At 59.6% G+C, this 19,779-nt stretch carries 12 protein-coding genes and 1 pseudogene; 6 read left to right on the top strand and 7 right to left on the bottom strand.

The annotated features are described in order from the left end of the window. The first annotated feature begins 30 nt into the window (after positions 1 to 30). Both PW789_RS14435 and PW789_RS14440 read left to right on the top strand, forming a co-directional pair. Positions 31 to 1,110, top strand: a complete 1,080-nt coding sequence (locus tag PW789_RS14435) for an FAD-binding oxidoreductase (protein ID WP_299377578.1) — start codon at positions 31 to 33, stop codon at positions 1,108 to 1,110. A 96-nt stretch (positions 1,111 to 1,206) separates the two neighbouring features. Next, the gene (locus PW789_RS14440; protein WP_299377580.1) at positions 1,207 to 2,340 is read left to right on the top strand and encodes a citrate synthase; all 1,134 of its coding nucleotides are present in this window, start codon (positions 1,207 to 1,209) and stop codon (positions 2,338 to 2,340) included. Between the two features lie 64 nt (positions 2,341 to 2,404). Here PW789_RS14440 and PW789_RS14445 read toward each other — a convergent pair whose 3' ends face one another. Further along, on the bottom strand, positions 2,405 to 3,004 hold the full coding sequence (locus PW789_RS14445; protein ID WP_299377582.1) for a DinB family protein: 600 nt from the start codon (positions 3,002 to 3,004) through the stop codon (positions 2,405 to 2,407). Positions 3,005 to 3,144: 140 nt separating this feature from the next. Between PW789_RS14445 and PW789_RS14450 the strand changes: the two genes are divergently transcribed. After that, complete coding sequence (locus tag PW789_RS14450) at positions 3,145 to 4,326, top strand: cysteine desulfurase family protein (protein ID WP_299377584.1); 1,182 nt, start codon at positions 3,145 to 3,147, stop codon at positions 4,324 to 4,326. Between the two features lie 16 nt (positions 4,327 to 4,342). On the opposite strand, the gene PW789_RS14455 is transcribed toward PW789_RS14450, so the two are convergent. After that, positions 4,343 to 6,211, bottom strand: coding sequence for an APC family permease (locus PW789_RS14455; protein WP_299377586.1), 1,869 nt, complete (start codon positions 6,209 to 6,211; stop codon positions 4,343 to 4,345). Between the two features lie 77 nt (positions 6,212 to 6,288). Between PW789_RS14455 and PW789_RS14460 the strand changes: the two genes are divergently transcribed. Both PW789_RS14460 and PW789_RS14465 read left to right on the top strand, forming a co-directional pair. Continuing rightward, a complete protein-coding gene (locus PW789_RS14460; protein ID WP_299377588.1) occupies positions 6,289 to 6,855 on the top strand; it encodes a glutathione peroxidase in 567 nt (188 codons plus the stop codon). A gap of 52 nt (positions 6,856 to 6,907) precedes the next feature. Continuing rightward, positions 6,908 to 8,812 (top strand): M61 family peptidase, encoded by a 1,905-nt coding sequence (locus PW789_RS14465; RefSeq protein ID WP_299377590.1) that lies wholly within the window; start codon positions 6,908 to 6,910, stop codon positions 8,810 to 8,812. Between the two features lie 173 nt (positions 8,813 to 8,985). Here PW789_RS14465 and PW789_RS14470 read toward each other — a convergent pair whose 3' ends face one another. The 5 genes from PW789_RS14470 to treY all read right to left on the bottom strand — a co-directional run bounded on the left by PW789_RS14470 (position 8,986) and on the right by treY (position 17,786). Then, positions 8,986 to 11,901, bottom strand: coding sequence for a TonB-dependent receptor (locus tag PW789_RS14470; RefSeq protein ID WP_299377592.1), 2,916 nt, complete (start codon positions 11,899 to 11,901; stop codon positions 8,986 to 8,988). An 88-nt stretch (positions 11,902 to 11,989) separates the two neighbouring features. Next, positions 11,990 to 12,805, bottom strand: coding sequence for a DUF5666 domain-containing protein (locus PW789_RS14475; RefSeq protein ID WP_299377593.1), 816 nt, complete (start codon positions 12,803 to 12,805; stop codon positions 11,990 to 11,992). Beyond that, on the bottom strand, positions 12,789 to 13,181 hold the full coding sequence (locus PW789_RS14480) for a hypothetical protein (protein WP_299377594.1): 393 nt from the start codon (positions 13,179 to 13,181) through the stop codon (positions 12,789 to 12,791). The genes PW789_RS14475 and PW789_RS14480 overlap by 17 nt, the downstream gene beginning before the upstream one ends. A gap of 170 nt (positions 13,182 to 13,351) precedes the next feature. Further along, positions 13,352 to 15,094 (bottom strand): malto-oligosyltrehalose trehalohydrolase, encoded by a 1,743-nt coding sequence (treZ, locus tag PW789_RS14485; protein WP_299377596.1) that lies wholly within the window; start codon positions 15,092 to 15,094, stop codon positions 13,352 to 13,354. Next, positions 15,087 to 17,786 carry a malto-oligosyltrehalose synthase gene (gene treY / locus PW789_RS14490; protein WP_299377598.1) on the bottom strand — a complete coding sequence of 900 codons (2,700 nt, stop codon included), beginning with the start codon at positions 17,784 to 17,786 and terminating at the stop codon, positions 15,087 to 15,089. The genes treZ and treY overlap by 8 nt, the downstream gene beginning before the upstream one ends. A 196-nt stretch (positions 17,787 to 17,982) precedes the next feature. On the opposite strand from treY, the pseudogene treS reads away from it, so the two are divergent. Then, positions 17,983 to 19,689, top strand: a pseudogene (treS, locus tag PW789_RS14495) (maltose alpha-D-glucosyltransferase); the annotation flags it as partial. Positions 19,690 to 19,779 lie beyond the last annotated feature (90 nt).

Below are 19,779 nucleotides of genomic sequence, written 5' to 3' on the forward strand. Positions count from 1 at the left end.
TCGTTTTGCAAACCAAACTAGACTGAATTCATGTCTCACCCTGATGTCTGCATCGCCGGAGCCGGGATCATCGGTCTCTCGCTGGCCCTGGAGCTGCACCAACGAGGCGCGCGTGTAGCCGTCTACGACCAGGGCGATCCACTTGCCGAGGCTTCGACCGCCGCAGCCGGCATGCTGGCCGCCTACGACCCGGAGAATCCGCTCGCTCTGCTCGAACTGTCGAAGCTGAGCATCTCCCGCTATCCAGCGTTCCTCAACAAGCTGTTCGAGCTTTCAAGGTCGGTCGTCTCGCTGCATACCAGCACAACCCTCCAGGGACTCGGAGCTGGACGCAAGCCGCTGCCCGGCATTCCTACGATCTCCGAACAGACGATACGTCTGCTCGTGCCGGAGCTTCGCTCCTCCTCCCAGCCGTTCATCCTGTTAGATGAAAACAGCCTGAACCCGCGTGAACTTGCCGTTTCGCTGCTCACCGCCGTACGCGCCACCTCGATCTCCCTGCACACGCAGACCCCGATCCGCCTGGCACGATCCAGCTCACGTGGCGTTGAGATTCACACCGACGATGAATCGCTCACCGCATCCCGCTTCGTCGACTGTACCGGCGCCTGGGGCTTTACCCCCACAATTCCGGCGCACCTTCGTCCGAGGCCTCGCAAGGGCCAGATGCTGGCGGTAGCCGCCAGTCCTTCGCAGCCGCTGCATGTCGTCATCCGGACACCTGAGATCTATATTGTGCCGCGTACAGCCGACCCGGCACGCACACGATGGATCGTCGGAGCCACAGTTGAGGACGCCGGGTTCGATAAAAAAGTTCACCCCGAGGACATCGCGCGCCTCCGTCAGCTTGCAGCCGATCTACTACCGGCAGTAGCGGAGGCACCAGAACTGGAGACCTGGGCTGGGCTTCGACCATCGACCGTCGACAGGCTTCCGCTGCTGGGCGAGGTCTCACCGAACCACTTTATCGCCGCGGGACATTATCGGAATGGCATCATGCTGGCCCCCGGCACGGCCTATGTTATGAGTCAGCTGCTGGCAGGCAAGGCTCCCAGCGTGGAGCTGTCCCCCTTTCATCCCTTTCGGGCAGGCGTGTTGCCAGAGGCTTAAACATCGCACAGCGAAACCGATATTCGCCCACCTGCCGTGACAATCTTTTCCTGGCTGCGCTATAACCATTTGTAATTCGTTTTGGAGATTTACATTATGGCTACTGCCGTCGCACCGAAGGGCCTTGAAGGTATTGTTGCTACCTCTTCATCGATCTGCTGGATCGACGGCGATGCTGGCGTTCTCTCCTACCGTGGAATCGACATTCACGAACTGGCTCAGCACTCCACTTTTGAAGAGACCGCCTATCTTCTTTGGTTTGGGCGTCTTCCGAATCTGGCGGAGCTTGCGGCCTTCACGAAGGAGCTTGCAGCAGCCCGTACTCTCGACCCGAAGGTCGTCGATTTTCTGCGTAGCGTGCCGACGACCGGCTCGCCCATGGAGATTCTGCGCACGGCCGTCTCGCTGCTGAGCCTTTACGATGCCGACGAGAAGGACAACTCGCACGAGGCCAACGTCCGCAAGGCTTACCGGCTGACGTCGCAGATCGCCATGATCGTTGCGACCTTCGACAGAATCCGCAAAGGAAAGTCTGTCGTTGAGGCTGATCCCTCCCTCTCACACGCGGCAAACTTTCTGTGGATGCTGAACGGCGAAAAGCCCTCCGAGACGGCAGCACACACATTTGATATTGCGCTGATCCTGCACGCGGACCATGAGCTGAATGCCAGCACCTTCGCGGCCCGCGTCATCGCGGCCACGCTCGCCGACATCCACTCCGCCATCACCGGCGCCATCGGCGCGTTGAAGGGACCGCTTCATGGCGGTGCCAACGAGGCAACGATGCGCCTGCTCTACGCGATTGATAAGGCTGGGGCAGATCCGGCGGAGTACGTGCGGCAGATGTTCGCGGACAAGAAGAAGATCTCAGGCTTCGGGCATCGTGTTTATCACACCGAAGACCCGCGCGCGACCCACCTTCGCCGCATGTCCGAGGAGTTGAGCCGCACGGCAGGAAATATGAAGTGGTTCGAGATGTCGCGCAAGATCGAACTCTTCGTCAAGGAGCAGAAGAAGCTGAATGCGAACGTCGACTTCTACTCGGCGTCGACCTACACGCTGCTCGGTATCGACATCGATCTGTTCACGCCGATCTTTGCAGTAAGCCGTATCGCCGGCTGGACAGCCCACGTCATCGAACAGCACGACGACAATCGCCTGATCCGTCCTCGCGCGGAGTACGTCGGCCCCGCTTATCCTTCGCCTTACACACCGATCGCCGAACGCTAACCGACGGCAGAGACACAAAAGGGAGCAGCCGATGCGGCTGCTCCCTTCGCTTTTGATCGTTAGGTTATTTCTTGTCGCTGGCCGGCGGAATGACGCCGTTCATCCGCAAGTACTCTGCAAGCTGCCCATAGTGATCGAAGCCGTGTGCGATAACGCCACCCGCGAGGCTGACGCGGGTCTGCGATCCACGGACGCTCTCGAAGGCATTCTGCACCGTCAGCGTGCCGATGGACTTATGCACGAACTCGAAGGACTTCTCCAGGGCTGCAACGATCTGGTCCTTATCCTTCAGCTCCGCCAACGCTTTCACGTCGACATCGGGCTTGAGACCGCTGAGCATGCCACCGTAGAAGTAGTTCGCCTGGGCGACATGAACCACCATCTGCCCGAAGCCGCGCACACCCTGGTTGTTCGGGGAGAGGTAGTCAGTCTTCTGCGAGGCGGCGAAGATCGCGGCGCTGGGAGCGAAGCTGTACTTCTCGGCAGGCATCGCCTTGGCAAGGCCCATGAACTGGTCTTCAAACGCCGTCAGGGCAGCGTCGAACGACTTGGCCGGATCGACCATCGTTCCCGGCGTAATCTTCTGTGCCGGCGTCATCTGCGCCTGGGAATTCAGGCTTGTACAGGCTACGAGTGCTACTGCAACCACCATCCGCTTCAACATCGTCGTGTTCTCCGTTCGTCGCTAAGAAATCGTTGAAAAATGGAAAGGAACCGGGCTCAGCCTATCAGATTCGGCCATCCGCCAGCCGTAGCTTCGTCCCAAATCAGGCTGTTTTAGAGCACTGGAAGTAAAATGGAGAAATGCACCGCATCTATCTTGACGCCAACGCGACGACGCCTCTGCTTCCCGAGGTCTTCGAGGCGATGCGTCCGTTTTATCTGGAACACTACGGCAACGCCAGCTCCATTCACCAGCAGGGCCAGCACGCCCGCGCCGCCGTCGATCATGCGCGTGAGGCCGTTGCACGCATGCTGCATTGCCGTCCAGCAGAGGTTGTCTTCACCTCAGGAGGCACGGAGAGCGACAACCTCGCCATCTTCGGCGTGCTCTCGCCCGGCGACCATCTCGTCACCTCTTCGATCGAGCACCATGCTGTACTGCATGCCGCCCACTCCCTCGAGTCGCGAGGCGTCGAGGTCACCTTCCTTCCGGTCACGGCAGAAGGCATCGTCGAGCCGGCAGAGCTGCTTGCGGCTCTCAAGCCGAACACCAAGCTGGTCAGCATCATGTACGCCAATAATGAAACCGGGGTGATCCAGCCGATCGACGCCTTGGCAGGAATCGCTCACGCTGGCGGCGCACTGTTTCATACGGACGCAGTCCAGGCCGGTGGCAAGCTGTCGCTGGACGTCAGCGCGCATGGCCTGCTGAAAGACGTCGACATGCTCACACTCTCCGGCCACAAGATCTTTGCTCCCAAAGGAATAGGCATTCTGTACGTGCGGCGTAACGTACGGCTCTCGCCGATGTTTCATGGCGGATCGCATGAGCGCCAGCGCCGCGCAGGCACCGAGAACGTCCCAGGCATCGTTGCCTTCGGCAAGGCCGTCGAGATCGGCACGGAATGGCTCAAGGGCGATGGCCCAACGAAGTTGGCTGCACGGAGGGACCGCCTCGAAAAAGGCATTCTGGCTGCCGTCGACGAAACAGGCGTCAATAGCGGAGCATCATCTCGCGTCGCCAACACGACGAGCATCTACTTCGATCACGTGGAGGCTGAGGCACTCCTTATCGCCCTGGATCTCAAGGGCATCTCGGTCAGCGGAGGAAGCGCCTGCCAGTCCGGCGCATCGGAGCCGTCGCACGTGCTGACCGCAATGGGACTGTCGCCCGCACGCGCACGCGCCACCATCCGGTTCTCGCTGTCGAAGCTGACCACTGAGGCAGAGGTCGACGATGTGCTGCGTATTCTTCCTGAGGCTGTGGCACACCTGCGTACGCTCTCACCCACGTATCAAGCAGCAAAGGCGACGACAGTTTAGTCGCCGCCTCGCTCGCTTACAGATACCACGGGATATTGACCACCACGATCCGCTGATTGCCCTTCACCAGCAGCAGCAGCTTCAACAGCTGAACGCGCTGGTTGTGCAGCAGATTCTCCCACCAGTGCCGGACAACCAGCTCCGGCAGTAGTACAGCTACCTTGCGACCGGGATTCTCCGACTCCAGCTCAAGGATGTAATCCATCAGCGGATTGATGATGAACCGGTACGTCGACGAGATCGACACCAGCTCAGGCTCGGAGAGCTTTTCCTGTCGGATGGGTGCGAGAATCTTCTCCTCCCACTCCGCCTCGATACTGGCATCTTCATCCTCGGAGTGAATGTGGACGATCTTCAGATCCTTGGACATCAACAGGCCGAAGCGTAGAGCTTTTTCCGCGATACGATCCCAGCGTGCCATGGGAATGACTACAAGCGGCTGCTGCAAGTTAGCCAGGCTTAGCGGAGTCATGTCCTGCATCTCGCGCTTCACACGGGTGTAATGGCGCTTGACGACCATCATCAGGACAATCAGCACCGGAATCAGCAGCGCCGTTACCCATGCGCCCGCTGTAAACTTCGCAACCAGTACAACGATCAGCGTGATGCCTGTCGCCACTGCTCCGAAGGCGTTGACGAACATATGCCACATCCGGCCGGGATGCTTGTCCATCTTCAGCCAGTGGACCACCATGCCGGCCTGCGAGAGTGTGAATGCGAGGAAGGCGCCGATGGCATAGAGCGGAATCAACTTGTCCGTGACACCACCGAAGAGGATCAGGATGACGGCGGTGAATCCTGTCAGCGCATAGACACCGTGCGTATAGAGGAGACGACGTCCGCGCAGCGTAAAGACATGCGGCAGGTAGTCGTGCATCGAGATGGCACGCGCCAGACGAGGAAAGTCTGCGAACGCTGTGTTCGCGCTCAGCGAGAGCGCCATCAACACGCTGCCCATCGTGAAGTAATAGAACCATCCACGGCCAAAGACAGCCTGTGTCAGGATGCTCAGTACGCTCTGGTAGTTGTGGGCGTCAGGCTCCATGGCCGTCACGCCATAGGCCTTCGATAGCCATGCGATGCCGAACAGCAGCACGATCAGGGTTGCGACGATGATGGTGAGCGTCGTCTTCGCGTTCTTCGGGCGAGGCTCCTGAAACGCCATCACGCCGTTGGAGACGGCCTCAACACCTGTCATCGCAGCGCAGCCGCTGGCAAAGGTCTTCATCAGCAGCCACAGGCTGAGGTACTTCATCGTCGCCGGCAGCGCCGGAGGGGGGGCAATGACATACGCAGGATGCCAGCCGCTCATGTAGGCCTTGACTCCGCCGACAACGACCAGCGCCAGCAGGGTCACCACAAAGAAGAATGTCGGCAGAATGAACGCCGCGCCCGTATCCTTCACACCACGCAGATTAACGATCGCAAGGATCGCCAGGATGACAAGACAGATGGATAGCGTGTGATGATGCAGCGACGGCACGGCGGAGGTCAGCGCCGTCACACCGGCAGAGATACCCACGGCGGCCGTCAGGATGTAATCGATCATCAGCGCCGCTGCGGCCAGGAGACCTGCCCCATGGCCGAGGTTCTCGGTAGCCACGGTATAGGAACCGCCGCCTGCCGGGTAAGCCTCAATCGTCTGCCGATAGCTAAAAAATACGATCGTCAACAGGATGAGAATCGCCGTAATGACGGGAACGATGTGATCGAGTCCTGCGACCCCCAAGGGGATCAGCAGAGTCATCGCTGCTTCCGGTCCGTATGCGGCACTGGTGAGGGCGTCTAGCCCAAAGATAGGAATTCCCGCTGCGACTCCGATATGCTCGGCGCGTTCATCGCTGGTCGCCAGCGGCCGTCCGAAAAGTACATCAAAAAAAGACATGGCCGTATTCGATAGTACTGCCTCTGTCAAGCGAGGGACGAAACTCCAGCAAAAACAGACAGCGCTACACTGAATGCATGGCGAACATCTACGAGATTCCAGTACACGACATCACCGGCGAACCCACCAGCCTTGGCGCTTATCGCGGCAAGGTTCTTCTGCTGGTGAACGTTGCCTCCCAATGTGGCCTCACCGGGCAGTACACCGCGCTTGAGCAGCTGTACTCGCGCTTCAAAGACGCCGGTCTGGTCGTCTGCGCATTCCCGGCCAACGACTTTGGCGCACAGGAGCCGGGATCGAACGAAGAGATTCAGACCTTCTGCCGCTCGAACTTCTCCGTCGACTTCCCGATGTTTTCCAAGATCGCCGTCACCGGCCCGGAGACGCATCCCCTGTATCAGGAGTTGATTGCCGCGCGGCCCCAAGCCTCCGGCGATTCGCGCGAGGGCCTCCGGCAGAACCTGAATGGCTTTCTCGCAGCCAAGCACAACGGAGCGTCGAGCAACCCGGAACCCGGCATCCTCTGGAACTTCGAGAAGTTCCTCATCGATCGCAATGGAAATGTCGTCGATCGCTTCTCGCCTGAGATCACGCCAGACGATCCCCTGATCGTCGCCGCCGTGGAAACCGCCCTGAAGTCATAACGACTCAGGGCTTTTATTTCATCGCCTTACGAGAGGACCCTCTACCCCACAGATGACTTATCGTGCAGCCGTCCTGGCCCTTCCCTTGCTCACCACCACTGCCTTGCTGGCGCAACAGGCGCCCATACGGATCACCGCCGACCTCACGGACGCGCCGCGCAAGCTTTATCACGCGGAGATCGATATCCCGGTGAAGCCGGGAACGGTCTCGCTGACGACACCGGAGTGGATCCCGGGCAATCACCGCCCCACCGGGCCGGCCAACGACATCACCGGAGTTGTCTTCACAGCGAACGGCAAGCCACTTACGTGGCGGCGCGATGACGAGGATCTTTACCAGTTCCACGTAACGGTCCCGGCCGGCGTAACGACGCTGCACGCTCATCTCGATTGCATCGTAACCTCGCGCGTCAGTCAGAAGATGGCCGTCCTCGAATGGGAAAAGCTCCTTCTTTATCCCGCGAAGACACCGGTGAAGGAGATTCCGATTCAACCCACCGTCGTTGTTCCAAAGGGCTGGGGTATCGGAACGGCGCTTACTCCCGTTGACGGATACGATGCGCAGCGTCCCAAGGGCGGCGCGACCCGCTATGCCCCAACCAATGTTGAGCAGCTTGAAGATTCTCCCGTCATCGCAGGCCAGTATTTTCATGAATTTGCGCTGGCGCCCGAGGTCTCACCGAAGCACTACATCGATGTCGTCTCGGATGGCCCGGAAGACTCTAATCTTCGCCCGTCTCTGCTGGTGGAGCTGAACAATCTCGTCCGGGAATCGCTGGCGGCCTATGGGTCACATCACTACAACGCCTATCACTTCCTGCTGACTCTTTCAGACGTCGCGGGAGGCGAGGGCCTCGAGCATGGTCAGTCCTCCGACAACGGAGTTGGCGAGAAGGGCTTCGCAGACGACGCTCACCAGCTCGCCGAATCCGACCTGCTCGCACACGAGTTCACGCACTCCTGGAACGGAAAATATCGCCGCCCCTACAACCTCTACCAGGACGATTTCGCCAAGATGCAGCAGGGATCGCTGCTGTGGGTCTATGAGGGCCTGACGCAGTACATGGGCAACGTACTGGCAGCGCGATCGGGACTGAAGTCCCAGGACCAGTATCGCGATATGCTCGCGATGTCGGCCGCCAGCCTGGATTACAAGCCTGGACGTCAGTGGCGCTCAACGGAAGATACGGCAATCGCCGCCAGCATCCTGCGTGGCGGCAATCCTGCCTGGTCCAATTGGCGCCGCGGACAGGACTACTACCAGGAGGGCGAGCTGTTCTGGCTCGACGCAGACACACTAATCCGGCAGAAGACGAATGGACAGAAATCGCTCACAGATTTCTTCCACCTCTTCCTGGCGAAGGGCGGCAACACAGGGCCTGAGATTCTGCCCTACACCCGGGAACAGCTCATCGGCGATCTGAATCAGGTGATGCCCTACGACTGGGCCAACTTTATTCATGAGCGTATCGACAACATCAATCCTCGCGCGGATCTAAGCGGCATCGAGCGCGGCGGCTACAAGCTTGTCTTCCACGACAAGCCCAGCGCCTCGGAGAAGACGATGGCTTCGACAGGAGGGCGGCGCGGTGGCCTCAACACCTGGTACTCGCTGGGACTGCGGCTTAGCTCCGATGGCGTTATCTCGGACGTTCGCTGGGGTTCTCCGGCAGACAAGGCCAACATCGCTCCTGGAGCGAAGATCCTGGCGGTCGATGGCAACATCTTCTCCGCTGACGCGCTCAAAGAGGCGATCCGTAATGCCAAGGGCAAGACCGAAGCGATTCACCTGATTCTGCAGATGGATACCTTCGTCTCCACGGCCAGCATCGACTATCACGGTGGAGAGCTCTACCCGGTGCTCGAGCGCATCGACGGCTCAACGGCCTATCTGGACGAGATCAGCAAGCCGCTAACAACTCCGGAGAAGGCCCCCACTGGGCACCCTGCCCCCTAAGCGCTGAAGAGAAGCAGGGTGGGCCTGTAGTGCTCGCTACGGGCCCACCACATCGCCTGGATGATGTCTCTATCGTCTCGTGCCCCGTGTCACGTACGGCGCTTCCTGAGACACAAAAACGCTGGGCCCGCCAATCTATGATGGCGGACCCAGCGTTTTGTTTGATGACCGGGTTAGAAGTTGAACGAGGCCTGCAGCATGATTCGGCGAACCGCCGTCGATGAGCTGAACGGTCCGCTTGCCAGCGTCGTGAACTGACCGAACCGCGGAGAACTCAAGCTGCTGGTCGGCGTTCCATACGGCACCATGTTGAACAGGTTGAACGCCTGGGCTCCGATCGTAAAGCTGTACTTGTGACCGGAGTTGGCGCCGCCCATTCCCATCGGACCGCCGCCGCCGGGGCCACGACCGCCGCCACCGCCACCACCGTGACGACCTCCGCCGGGACCACCCTGGCCACCGCCGCTGTTTCCGCCCTGCGCGGCTGCACCGGTCCTGGCTCCGAAGCCGAAGACCTTCGCCACGCGGAGGTTGATCGATACGTTTGCCGGCCCCGTGCAGTAGTCGTAAGGAACGCGGGTGAGGCTGCCCGTATTGGTCTCACTGAAGGAAGCAGCATCCCGGCAGTTGCCACTGGCGTTGTTCATGAAGTACGGACGGTCGTTGTAGATCGACGATCCGTTCGGATCGAGGCCGCTGGTGAGGTTATACGGTGTGCCCGATTGAGCAATCATGAACGGGCTGGCCGTAATGCCGTAGCGGAAGTTCAGACTGCCGCCAAAGACGCCGAACTGACGCTTGGCGAAGCTTGCAGGACCGTAATCAGCCTTCGTGTTGCTATTGCTGGTCGGGAAGAAGGTCGCACCCGTCGTATTCGCATTGGCCCAGCTGAGAGCATAGAAGCCAAAGAGATTGACGGAGCGTAGCCGGGCATTGCCGTTGAACAGGAGCTGGTTCTGACGGAAGACGCCACCGGACTGGAACTGGTAGTTATACGGCGTGGTCGGCGCGGCCTGATTTGCGACTGTGGGGTCGTAGTAGTTGCGCGTCAGATACTCGTGATTTCCACGCGCGTTGAGGTAGTTCACGGAGATCGTGCCAATACGGCCGATCTGCTGATCCATTCCGATCGCCGACTGCATGGTGTACGAACTGCGGATTCCATTGCCCAGCGAGTAGATCGTGCCACGACTCGTTGTGCTGCCGCCGCATCCCGCAGGATCGGCCGGCGTGCAGGTCACACCAGGATTGATGAAGGTCTGCTTTACCTGCGCGGTACCGTTCAACTGCTGCGTCGTCAGATAGTTGTCCAGTGTGAAGCGGTCATAAAAGAGACCGTAGCCGCCACGAATGACTGTGACCGGCGATTTGCCCTTGCCGCGCGGAATGCCCCAGGCAAAGGACACGCGCGGAGCAAAATCGTGATTACTGTTGATGACGTTTTGCGCTTCATAACGAAGACCGAAGCTGAGGGTCAGGTTCTTCTTCGCCTTCCAGTCATCCTCGGCATACAGCCCCACATCGTTCAGGCGGCCATGCACCGTCGCCTGGTTGATCGCCGTAACCGAGTACTGTCCGGGCGTGCCGCACTGGTAGGAGGAGATGGCGGTAGCCTGGCATGTCTGGGTTATACCCGCGCAGCCGCTGGGCTTTGTCGTCTGGTTCGGGTCGGTGCAGGGGTCCAGCAGGTAGGAGTAGGTGAAGGTTCCGTTCTGCCCGGAGGTTGAGGTCAGATCCTCTCCCGTGGTGCGGAAACGGCCGCCCAGACGCATGAAGTGCTTCTCCAGCGCGATCGAGGTATAGTTCTGAATCTCGATGTGCGAGCTGGTACTGCGTTGCGTTCCTGTGCTCGCGCCGCCGGCTGTCATGATGCCCTGAACAGACAAGGTCGGGTCCGTGCTGAGCGGATCCTGCGAGGAGTTATCCCGCTGATATTCGAAGCGCGTCTCGTTGATTACACGGGCGCTGAAGATCTGCGTATCGCTGATCTGGACCGTGTTCTCCGTCGTGTTGGTGTTGTAGCCTGCCGACGGAAGCGCCGTGTTGCCGATGCCCGAGTTCTGGATGCCGTTGACGTTGTACTGATAACGGACCGTCAGCGTGTTCTTGTCGCCGAGGGCGAAGTCCACACGCGGCGAGATATCGCTGCGTGTCTGCGGATTCGGCACCGCACGGGCAGACTCCGGGTACGAGGCGAAGTAACTGCAACCGGTGATCTGGCCGGGAGGGCAAGGGGTTGTCGCATTCGCCGAGGTGGCGTAATAACCGCTCGGGTTCACAATGCTGTTGTTCTCGATGTTGCGGTGAGAACCGCCAACAGTGAACGAGGAGCTATGCGTCAGCGGACCGCTGATGCTGCCGATCATGAAGATCGTGTGGTAGTCCGGCTGCGAGTTCGCCGATCCAAGGAACGGGTTCGAGGTGTTGAACGACTTGTCACCACCCTGGATGCTGAAGTTGCCATGAAACTTGTCGGTGCCGGGCTTGGTGAAGACTTCGACACGACCATAGCCCAGCTTGTCGTACTGCGCCGAGAATGGATTCTGATTGATGCGGATCTCGCGGATGGACGACTTCGGGGGCAGCTGGCCACCTGTAAAGCCGTCGACATAGATCTGGCCGCCGCTCGGGCCTGCTGCCGGGCCTGCAAGAGCGGACAGCTCCGAAGAAAGTTCATCGGGGTCGTCCGAGAGTGCCTCGAGATCCTTGCCCTTGATGACGGTCGAGCTTGCATTGCTATCCGAATCGACGCTCACCTGGGCGTTCTCTGCAGTGACCTGAATCTGCTGCGACTCCGTCTGCAGAGCCATCTTGACGTCCAACGCCATCGGCGCTGCGACACGAACCCCTTGACGCACGAACGTAGCGAAGCCGTTCATCGTGACGGTCAGCGAGTATGTGCCGGGGGAAACACCATTCAGCTGGTACGAACCATCATTTCCCGAGGTCCCGACGATCGCCTTGCCCTTCGCAGGAGTCATGGTGATCGTGGCGCCCGGAATGACTGCCTCATCGGGGTCCGTCACAACTCCATGGACAGCAACGCCCGCAGGCGCCTGTGCCTTCGTTACCAGAGTCGTCAAGGCCATCAAAAAACACACAAATATATTCAGCGTGGTACGCAAATTCTTACCTCTCTTTCAATGAGGACAAATCGATTTCATCGTGGAGCGCGATCTACTGCGGACCGCCTGCTTCAGCTCCACCACCACCCATATTCCAGGGCGCAAGCGTCATCTCTGGAGACCCGCTCGGCGATGCCGCCAGGATCGGCTCGACACCCGTCAACAACGTTACAGCTGTCAATGCAGAGTCTCCGGTGTTTGAAGCGACGATCATCACAGCCTCGCCGGCTTTGAGATCGGCCACCGTTTCGGTCGGCAGATGAGCAAGCATCTGCGACAGGTCTCCCCCGGCTGCACGACCGGTCCCGCCAGCGTTGCCAGGCTGCTGACTGGGCGTGCCTGCAGGGGCATGAGGTTGGGCTGCGCCGCCTGCCGGAGCGCCACCGTTGCCGGCGCCACCAGCGGCTGCGCCACGCGAGCGAGCAACCAGCCGGGTTGCCATCTCAGGGGGAAGCCGCCGCAGATCGGAGTTCGACGTAACAGCAACCGTCACTGTCTTCTTGGTGGCGAGATCCTTCAGCGTGACCGTGCCAGCTGACGCATTGACCGAAGTCAGTGTGCCGGCCAGGTTCTTGAACGAGCCGCTCACGATCTCTTCGGCAGTAATCGTCATGCCGTCCTCGGACTTGGTGCCGCGCACCCGAAGCTGGTCGCCAGCCTGGATCTGGTCCAGCGTGCCCGGCTTTGTATCTTCGAACTTCACCGAGTCGGCGCCATAGCGACGAAACTTCGTCGTGCCGTTCGTATCGACCGCAATCTTCTTCGCACCGGAAGAGATCGTCACCGTCGTACCGCTGACGGCAGACACGATGCCGCCCGCGCCCCTGTGCTGCCAGTCGGCTTTGTCCGCTTCATTTCTTCTCGGCAATCGCCCCCGACTTCATTACGATGACGCGAGCCGCGGCGAACGATCCGTCATCGCCGCTCTTGCCCGTCATCAGCACGCGATCGCCCACCGAGACATCCCCGAGAGTAATCGGCTGAGCAGTCTTGAGGTCCGTGCTGCCGGGTGCCAGCTGAACGATCCGCGCGCCATCAACCACCGTGACTGATACCTGGGCTCCGCCATCGGTCGCCAGCGTCAGGTTGCTGCCGGCGATTGCCTTGATCGTTCCCAGCTGGCGCCCTGCTGGAGCTGCCGGCGCCTGTGCCGCCGCTGCGGCGTATAGATGACTTACACCGGTCACCGGTAGGAAAACAGCGGCAAGCATCGCCGCGCGAAAGGTCAGTCCCCTGCACATCATGCAATCCTCTTGCTACGTACGTGAATCCCTGGAGATCGGTCAACGGATGCAGAATGGCCAGCATTCGTTGCATCAGAGTCCGTTACGAGAACAGACGGCTCAATAGGCTAAAAGTTTCCGTTGGCGTCTGATTAGTTTATTTGATCTCCAGGCAGGCGACACGTGTCTTTCTAGGCATCGGCACAGAGAATCGCCAGCCGGGAAGGAGGGACCTGCAGCAAGCCGTCCGAGACCGTGACACCGGTCCCCGAGGCAAGCTCCAGATGGTAGCCACTGAACGGCAATTCAAGCGGTTGATCGCCCAGATTCAGCACAACGCGCATGTCCTCGCGGTTCATCACCAGCCACTTTCCCTCGTCACTGTAGTCCACGTGCACGTGACCCAGCATGCCCTCATTCAGCGAGGGCGAGTGGCGACGCAGAGCAATCAGCTTGCGGCACCAGGCCAGCATCTCCGCATGAACCCCTTCCGTTACCTCCTGCCAGGGAAGCTTGGATCGCAGGAAGGTCTCCTGACTCTCCGGATCGGGAATCGACTCAGGCGCCCAGCCAAAGGCGGCAAACTCGCGCTTCCGTCCTTCGGAGACGGCCCTCGCCATCTCTTCTTCTTCGTGATGAGCGAAATACTGGAAGGGAGCCGAAGTAGCGAACTCCTCCCCCTGGAATAGCATAGGGACGAATGGCGCCGTGAGAACCAGTCCCAGCGCAGCCTTTGCCCGCTCCAGCCCGACGATGTGCTCCAGACGATCTCCCGTCGCGCGATTGCCAATCTGGTCGTGGTTCTGAATGCAGCCCACGAAGCGATGCATCGAGAGTTGCTCCACCGGCTTACCGTGGATCTTGCGGCGGTAGGGTGAGTAGATTCCGTCGTAGACGAAGACCTCCGTCAGCGACTTTGCGAGCTGCCGCATGGAACCGAAGTCAGCATAGTAGCCCTTGCCCTGCTCGTCCTCGTGCAGAACCGCGAACAGAGCATGGTGGAAGTCATCGCTCCACTGCGCATCCATGCCATAGCCCTGGCCCTCTCGCGGACGCACGATACGAGGATCGTTGAGGTCGCTCTCGGCGATCAGCACCAGGCAGCGGCCCAGCGCGGCGGATAGATGCTCCACCTCCGTGGCCAGCTGCTCCATGAAGTTGATGCCGGAACGATCGACGTACTCATGCACCGCATCCAGGCGCAGTCCATCGATGTGAAACTCATCCATCCACATCAGGGCGTTATCGCAGAAGAAGCGGCGCACCTGGTCGCTGTCTTCGAACTCGAGGTTGACCGCATCACCCCACGGCGTCCTGTGACGATCCGTCATGTACGGACCGAAGCGGCCGGTGTAGTTTCCGACCGGACCAAAGTGGTTATAGACCACATCCAGCAGCACCGCCAGACCGTTCGCATGACAGGCATCGACGAAACGCTTCAGCCCATCGGGGCCTCCGTACTGATGTCGAGTCGCAAACAAGGCAACACCGTCGTATCCCCAACCGAAATCTCCCGGGAACTCCGCCACCGGCATCAGCTCGACGTGGGTTACGCCCAGGTCGGCAAGGTACTTCAGCTTACTGATGGCGCTGTCGAAGGTGCCCCCCGGCGTGAAGGTGCCGATGTGCAGCTCGTAGATCACGCCGCTTGAAAGCGGCGGCGCATTCCAGCGCTGATCTGTCCAGTCAAAGCTCGTCGCATCGTAGACGCGCGAAGCACCATGAACACCGTGTGGCATCCACAGCGCTCGAGGATCGGGATAGACCTTGGAATCATCGTCAAGCAGAAAGCCATAGTCCGTTCCATGGCCAGCGCTCTCCACCACGGCACGCCACCATCCACGCTCTCCCACCTTCGACATGGGATGCGTCTCATCGCCGCTCTTTACCGCAACCCGCTCAACCTTTGGCGCCCATACGCGAAACTCATGCATTCGAAGCACCCTCCCTTACCAGCAGGGCAACCGGAAACTCGCGCACGAGGGTACGCATCAACACAGGACCGCCGTGCATTGCAGCACCAGTCAAGCGATTGGTCCACGTCCCTTCTGGCAGCATGACGGTTGTATCCCTCCATGAATCCATCACCTTGAGCGTTAACCGGGGGACAACCGTCACCACATTGCTGCTGCGCGAGTAGGCGATCACATGATCAGACTTCGCTCCGTTGACAGCCAGCGGTGCGTAGTTCCCTTCCGCTCCGAACCATTCCGGATGTTCGCGGCGCAGCATCAGCGCCTTGTGAATCAGCCACATCTTCGGCATGCCATCGTCCATGCGTTCCATCACGCGCGTTGCCACGTTCTCTCCCATCATGTCCTTCATATCGCTCAGAATCCGGCGCCTCATCTCATAGTCCACCGGCCTGCGATTGTCCGGGTCGACAAGGCTCAAATCCCATAGCTCTGTGCCCTGGTAGAGATCAGGAATCCCCGGAGCCGTATGCTTCATCAACGTCTGTGCCAGCGAATTGACGCGGCCGGCATCCTTTATGCGCTCCACGAATTGCTCCACATCTTTCATGAACGGAGCATGTTCCATGGTTCGCGCGATGAACTCCATCAGCGAATCTTCAAACTCGCGGTTGTTCGCAACCCACGTCGTCTGCAGCTTGGCTTCGCGCACAGCCTTCATCATGTAGGCCTGCACGCGCTCCACCGTCAGCGGCCATGCGCCGATCAGCGTCTGGTAGTAGAGATACTCGGTGTTGGCATCCGGCATGGAGCCCGTCACCGAGCGCCTGCGGAAGCCGTTATTCATCCTCGACCAGCGTTGAATCGCAGCACCGAAGCGCGATGGAATCTCAGAGAGGGCTGCCAGCCGCGCGCGAACATCGCCGCTGCGCTTGGTATCGTGCGTGGCGAGCGCCGTCATCGTCAGCGGATGCGTTGTCTGCATCTTTTCGTTGTAGGCGTGAAACTCTGCAAGAGAAACACCATTGCCCCCGGGATTACCGCCAACCTCATTCATGCCCGACAGACGGTTGTAGCAGTAGTACGCCGTATCCTCGACACCCTTCGCCATCACCGGACCGGTGAACTGCTGGAAGCGCAGAACAAACTCGCTCTCGCGCCGTCCCGTGACAACCATCGTCAGAACATCACGCAGAAAGTCGAAGAGATCGCCATCGATGTCCTGCCGCCGCGACTTGGCGCAGGACGTCGCCTGCGCGATGTGCGCACGATCTTCATCGGTGATCTCGTTGCGCACCGGCACGATGTAGGTGCGATAGATATCGAGACACGCGGCCAGTTCACGAATCGCGCGACGAATCTCCGTCTGGGTGTAGTCGCGGCGATCGCGGTTCGACTCGCAGATCTCGACAAACATCGTCGTGAGTCGATTCACGTCGCTACCCAGCGCCTCCTGCGAGACATTGATCTTCTTGTCGTGCGCCATCGCAGAGTAGTCCGCCAGCTGGGCGGCCATCTCCTTACCGATAAAGCCCTGGTACACCGACGTCAGTTCCTGCAACCCCTGCGGAGAGACCAGCACCCCCCCGGAGATCTGCATGAAGTCATATCCCGTCGTTCCCTGAATCGGCCAGTTCTCGCGCAGATACTCTCCCGGCTCAAGGATCTTTTCGCCGATGATCCATGCCTCGGGTGCGCGATCCCGTAGACGCTGCAGATACTCGAGCGGATCACGCAGGCCATCGGGATGATCGACACGCACGCCATCCAGCACTCCCCGCTTCAACCAGTCCAGCACCAGCGCATGCGTCTCCTCAAAGACATGCTCCCTCTCCACGCGAAGGCCTACCAGCGAGTTCACGTCGAAGAAACGCCGGTATCCCAGCTGTTGTCCTGATGTCTTCCAGTACGCCAGCCGGTAGTTCTGCTGATTAAGGAAGTCATCCAGCGCATCTTCATTGCCGTTGAGTTCCTCGATGGAGCGCTCGATGCCATCGCAGACGCCCTGCTCCTCGTCACATAGCCGCTCCAGCATCGTGTACAGAACGATCTTGTCGTTGTGCACCGCCAGCACCTTACGACGATCCTCATAGTTCGGCGAGGGCAGCCTGCCAAACGAAACAGCGATAAAGCTCAGTGTCTTCGAACGGGCGATTTCAGCCGCGCGGCCAAGGATGATGGCCAGCGTCTGGGGGGCAGCGGGAAACGTCTGATATGCCGCCTCGACATGAAACTTGTTCTTGGCGCGAACTACGCGGATGCCGCCACGATGCAGAACCTGGCCGTACTGGCCATCCAGCACAGGCACCAGGATCTTATCGCGCAGACGCTCCTCTGCAGGCTGCCAATCGATATCGAAAAACGAGGCATAGCGGCTCGATGCGCCATTCTCGAGGACATCCCACCAATAACGGTTCTCTTTGCCCAGAGACATGTGATTGGGAACGATATCCAGCACCTGTCCCATTCCCAGTTCATTGAGCCGGGCCGAAAACCGATCGTGGCCTTCCTGTCCTCCAAGCTCTTCATTTACCTGTTGATGCGACACCACATCGTATCCGTGAAGACTTCCCGGGGCCGCCTGCAGATACGGCGAGCAGTAGACGTGTGAGACACCCAGGGCGCGCAGATAATCCACAATGCCAGAAGCAGAGTCGAAGCTGAAATCTTTATGAAGCTGTAGTCTGTAAGTCGAAATCGGTACACGCAGCATGCAAGCAGTCCAGTCTTAAATTCGTTCGAGGGCGTTTGGAACGCACACATTCATCGCTATAACTCTATTCGTTAGATCTGTTAGAGTCCCGCTCCCACGATAGAGGTTGTCCCTCCCCGCTATCGCCTTTCAAATGAGCGCGCTACAACCGGTCAGCCACCCTCTGCATCTGTCTCTAAGGAGAGCAAAGACAATTGTGAAGAAAGCCGGAAGCGCAACCGATCCACTTTGGTACAAAGACGCCGTTATCTACGAGTTGCACGTCCGCACCTTCCAGGACTCCAATGGTGACGGCATCGGCGACTTTCCCGGCCTGATCTCGCGGCTTGACTATCTTCAGGAACTCGGCGTCACCTGCCTCTGGCTGCTTCCCTTCTTTCCATCACCGCTTCGCGATGACGGCTACGACATCGCCGACTACACCAGCGTTAATCCCAGTTACGGCGACATCGAAGATTTCAAACGCTTTCTCATCGCCGCGCACCAGCGCAACATGCAGGTCCTCATCGAGCTGGTGATCAATCACACCTCGGACCAGCATCCATGGTTTCAGGCCGCTCGACATGCTCCTGAAGGCTCGCCCGAACGCGACTTCTATGTCTGGTCCCACAACGACCAGATCTACAAGGGCGTGCCCATCATCTTCTCCGACACCGAGAAGTCGAACTGGACGTGGGATGAGACCGCCAAAGCCTACTACTGGCATCGCTTCTTTTCGCACCAGCCGGATCTGAACTTCGACAACCCGGCCGTCATGGACGAAGTGCTGAAGGCGATGCGCTTCTGGCTCGATATGGGCGTCGACGGCTTGCGGCTCGATGCGATTCCTTACCTCTGCGAGCGCGACGGCACAACCTGCGAGTCGCTCCCCGAAACCCACGCCATCATTCGCCGTCTGCGTGCAGCAATCGACGACGAGTACACCAATCGCTTTACGCTCGCCGAGGCCAACCAATGGCCCGCCGAGGTCCGCCCCTACTTCGGCGACGGGGACGAGTGCCACATGGCCTTCCACTTCCCGCTGATGCCACGAATTTATATGGCGCTGCGACAGGAAGATCGTCTACCCATCACCGACATCATTGCGCAGACTCCTGCGATTCCAGACACCTGTCAGTGGGGGCTGTTCCTGCGTAACCACGACGAACTCACGCTGGAGATGGTCACCTCCGACGAACGCGACTACATGTACTTCGCTTACTCGGCCGATCCACGGATGCGCGTCAACTCCGGTATTCGCCGCCGCCTGGCGCCGCTGATGGACAACAACCGGCAGCGCATCCAGTTGCTGAACTCGCTGCTTCTCAGCTTCCCAGGCACGCCGATTCTCTACTACGGGGACGAGATCGGCATGGGCGACAACATCTATCTCGGCGACCGCAACGCCGTCCGCACTCCCATGCAGTGGAACTCCGACCGTAACGCCGGATTTTCCACCGCGAATCCGGCGAAGCTCAGTTTCCCTGTGGTGATGGACCCTGTGTGGGGTTACCAGGCGGTCAATGTCGAGTCGCAGCTGGCCGATCAGTCCTCCTTGCTGCATTGGACGCGGAACATGATCGCGCTGCGCAAGCTTTTCCAGGTCTTCGGCCGCGGAACACTGGAGTTTCTCAATCCCACGAATCGCAAGGTGCTGGCCTACATTCGCCACTACGATCCCAACTCGCCATCCCGCGAAGAGACGGAGAGGGTCTGGCGCCGCGACGTCTCCCGACCTGGCACAGAGACCGTCCTCTGCGTCGCCAATCTCTCGCGCTTCGCTCAGCCAGTCTCTCTCGATCTCGCCGAGTTCGCCGGAATGACTCCGGTGGAGATGCTCGGCTACGTCTCTTTTCCCGTCATCACCGATCAGCCGTATCCCCTGACGCTCGCGCCCTACACCTTCTTCTGGCTGGAGCTACAGCCTCCACAGACATGAGCCGCAGGTATCATCGCAGCTACCAGTAACAGTCATCCGCCCTTTTACATCGCACCAGTTACAGGCATCCTAAAA

It is taken from the genome of Edaphobacter sp. (genome assembly GCF_028283685.1).
Taxonomy (GTDB): domain Bacteria; phylum Acidobacteriota; class Terriglobia; order Terriglobales; family Acidobacteriaceae; genus Edaphobacter.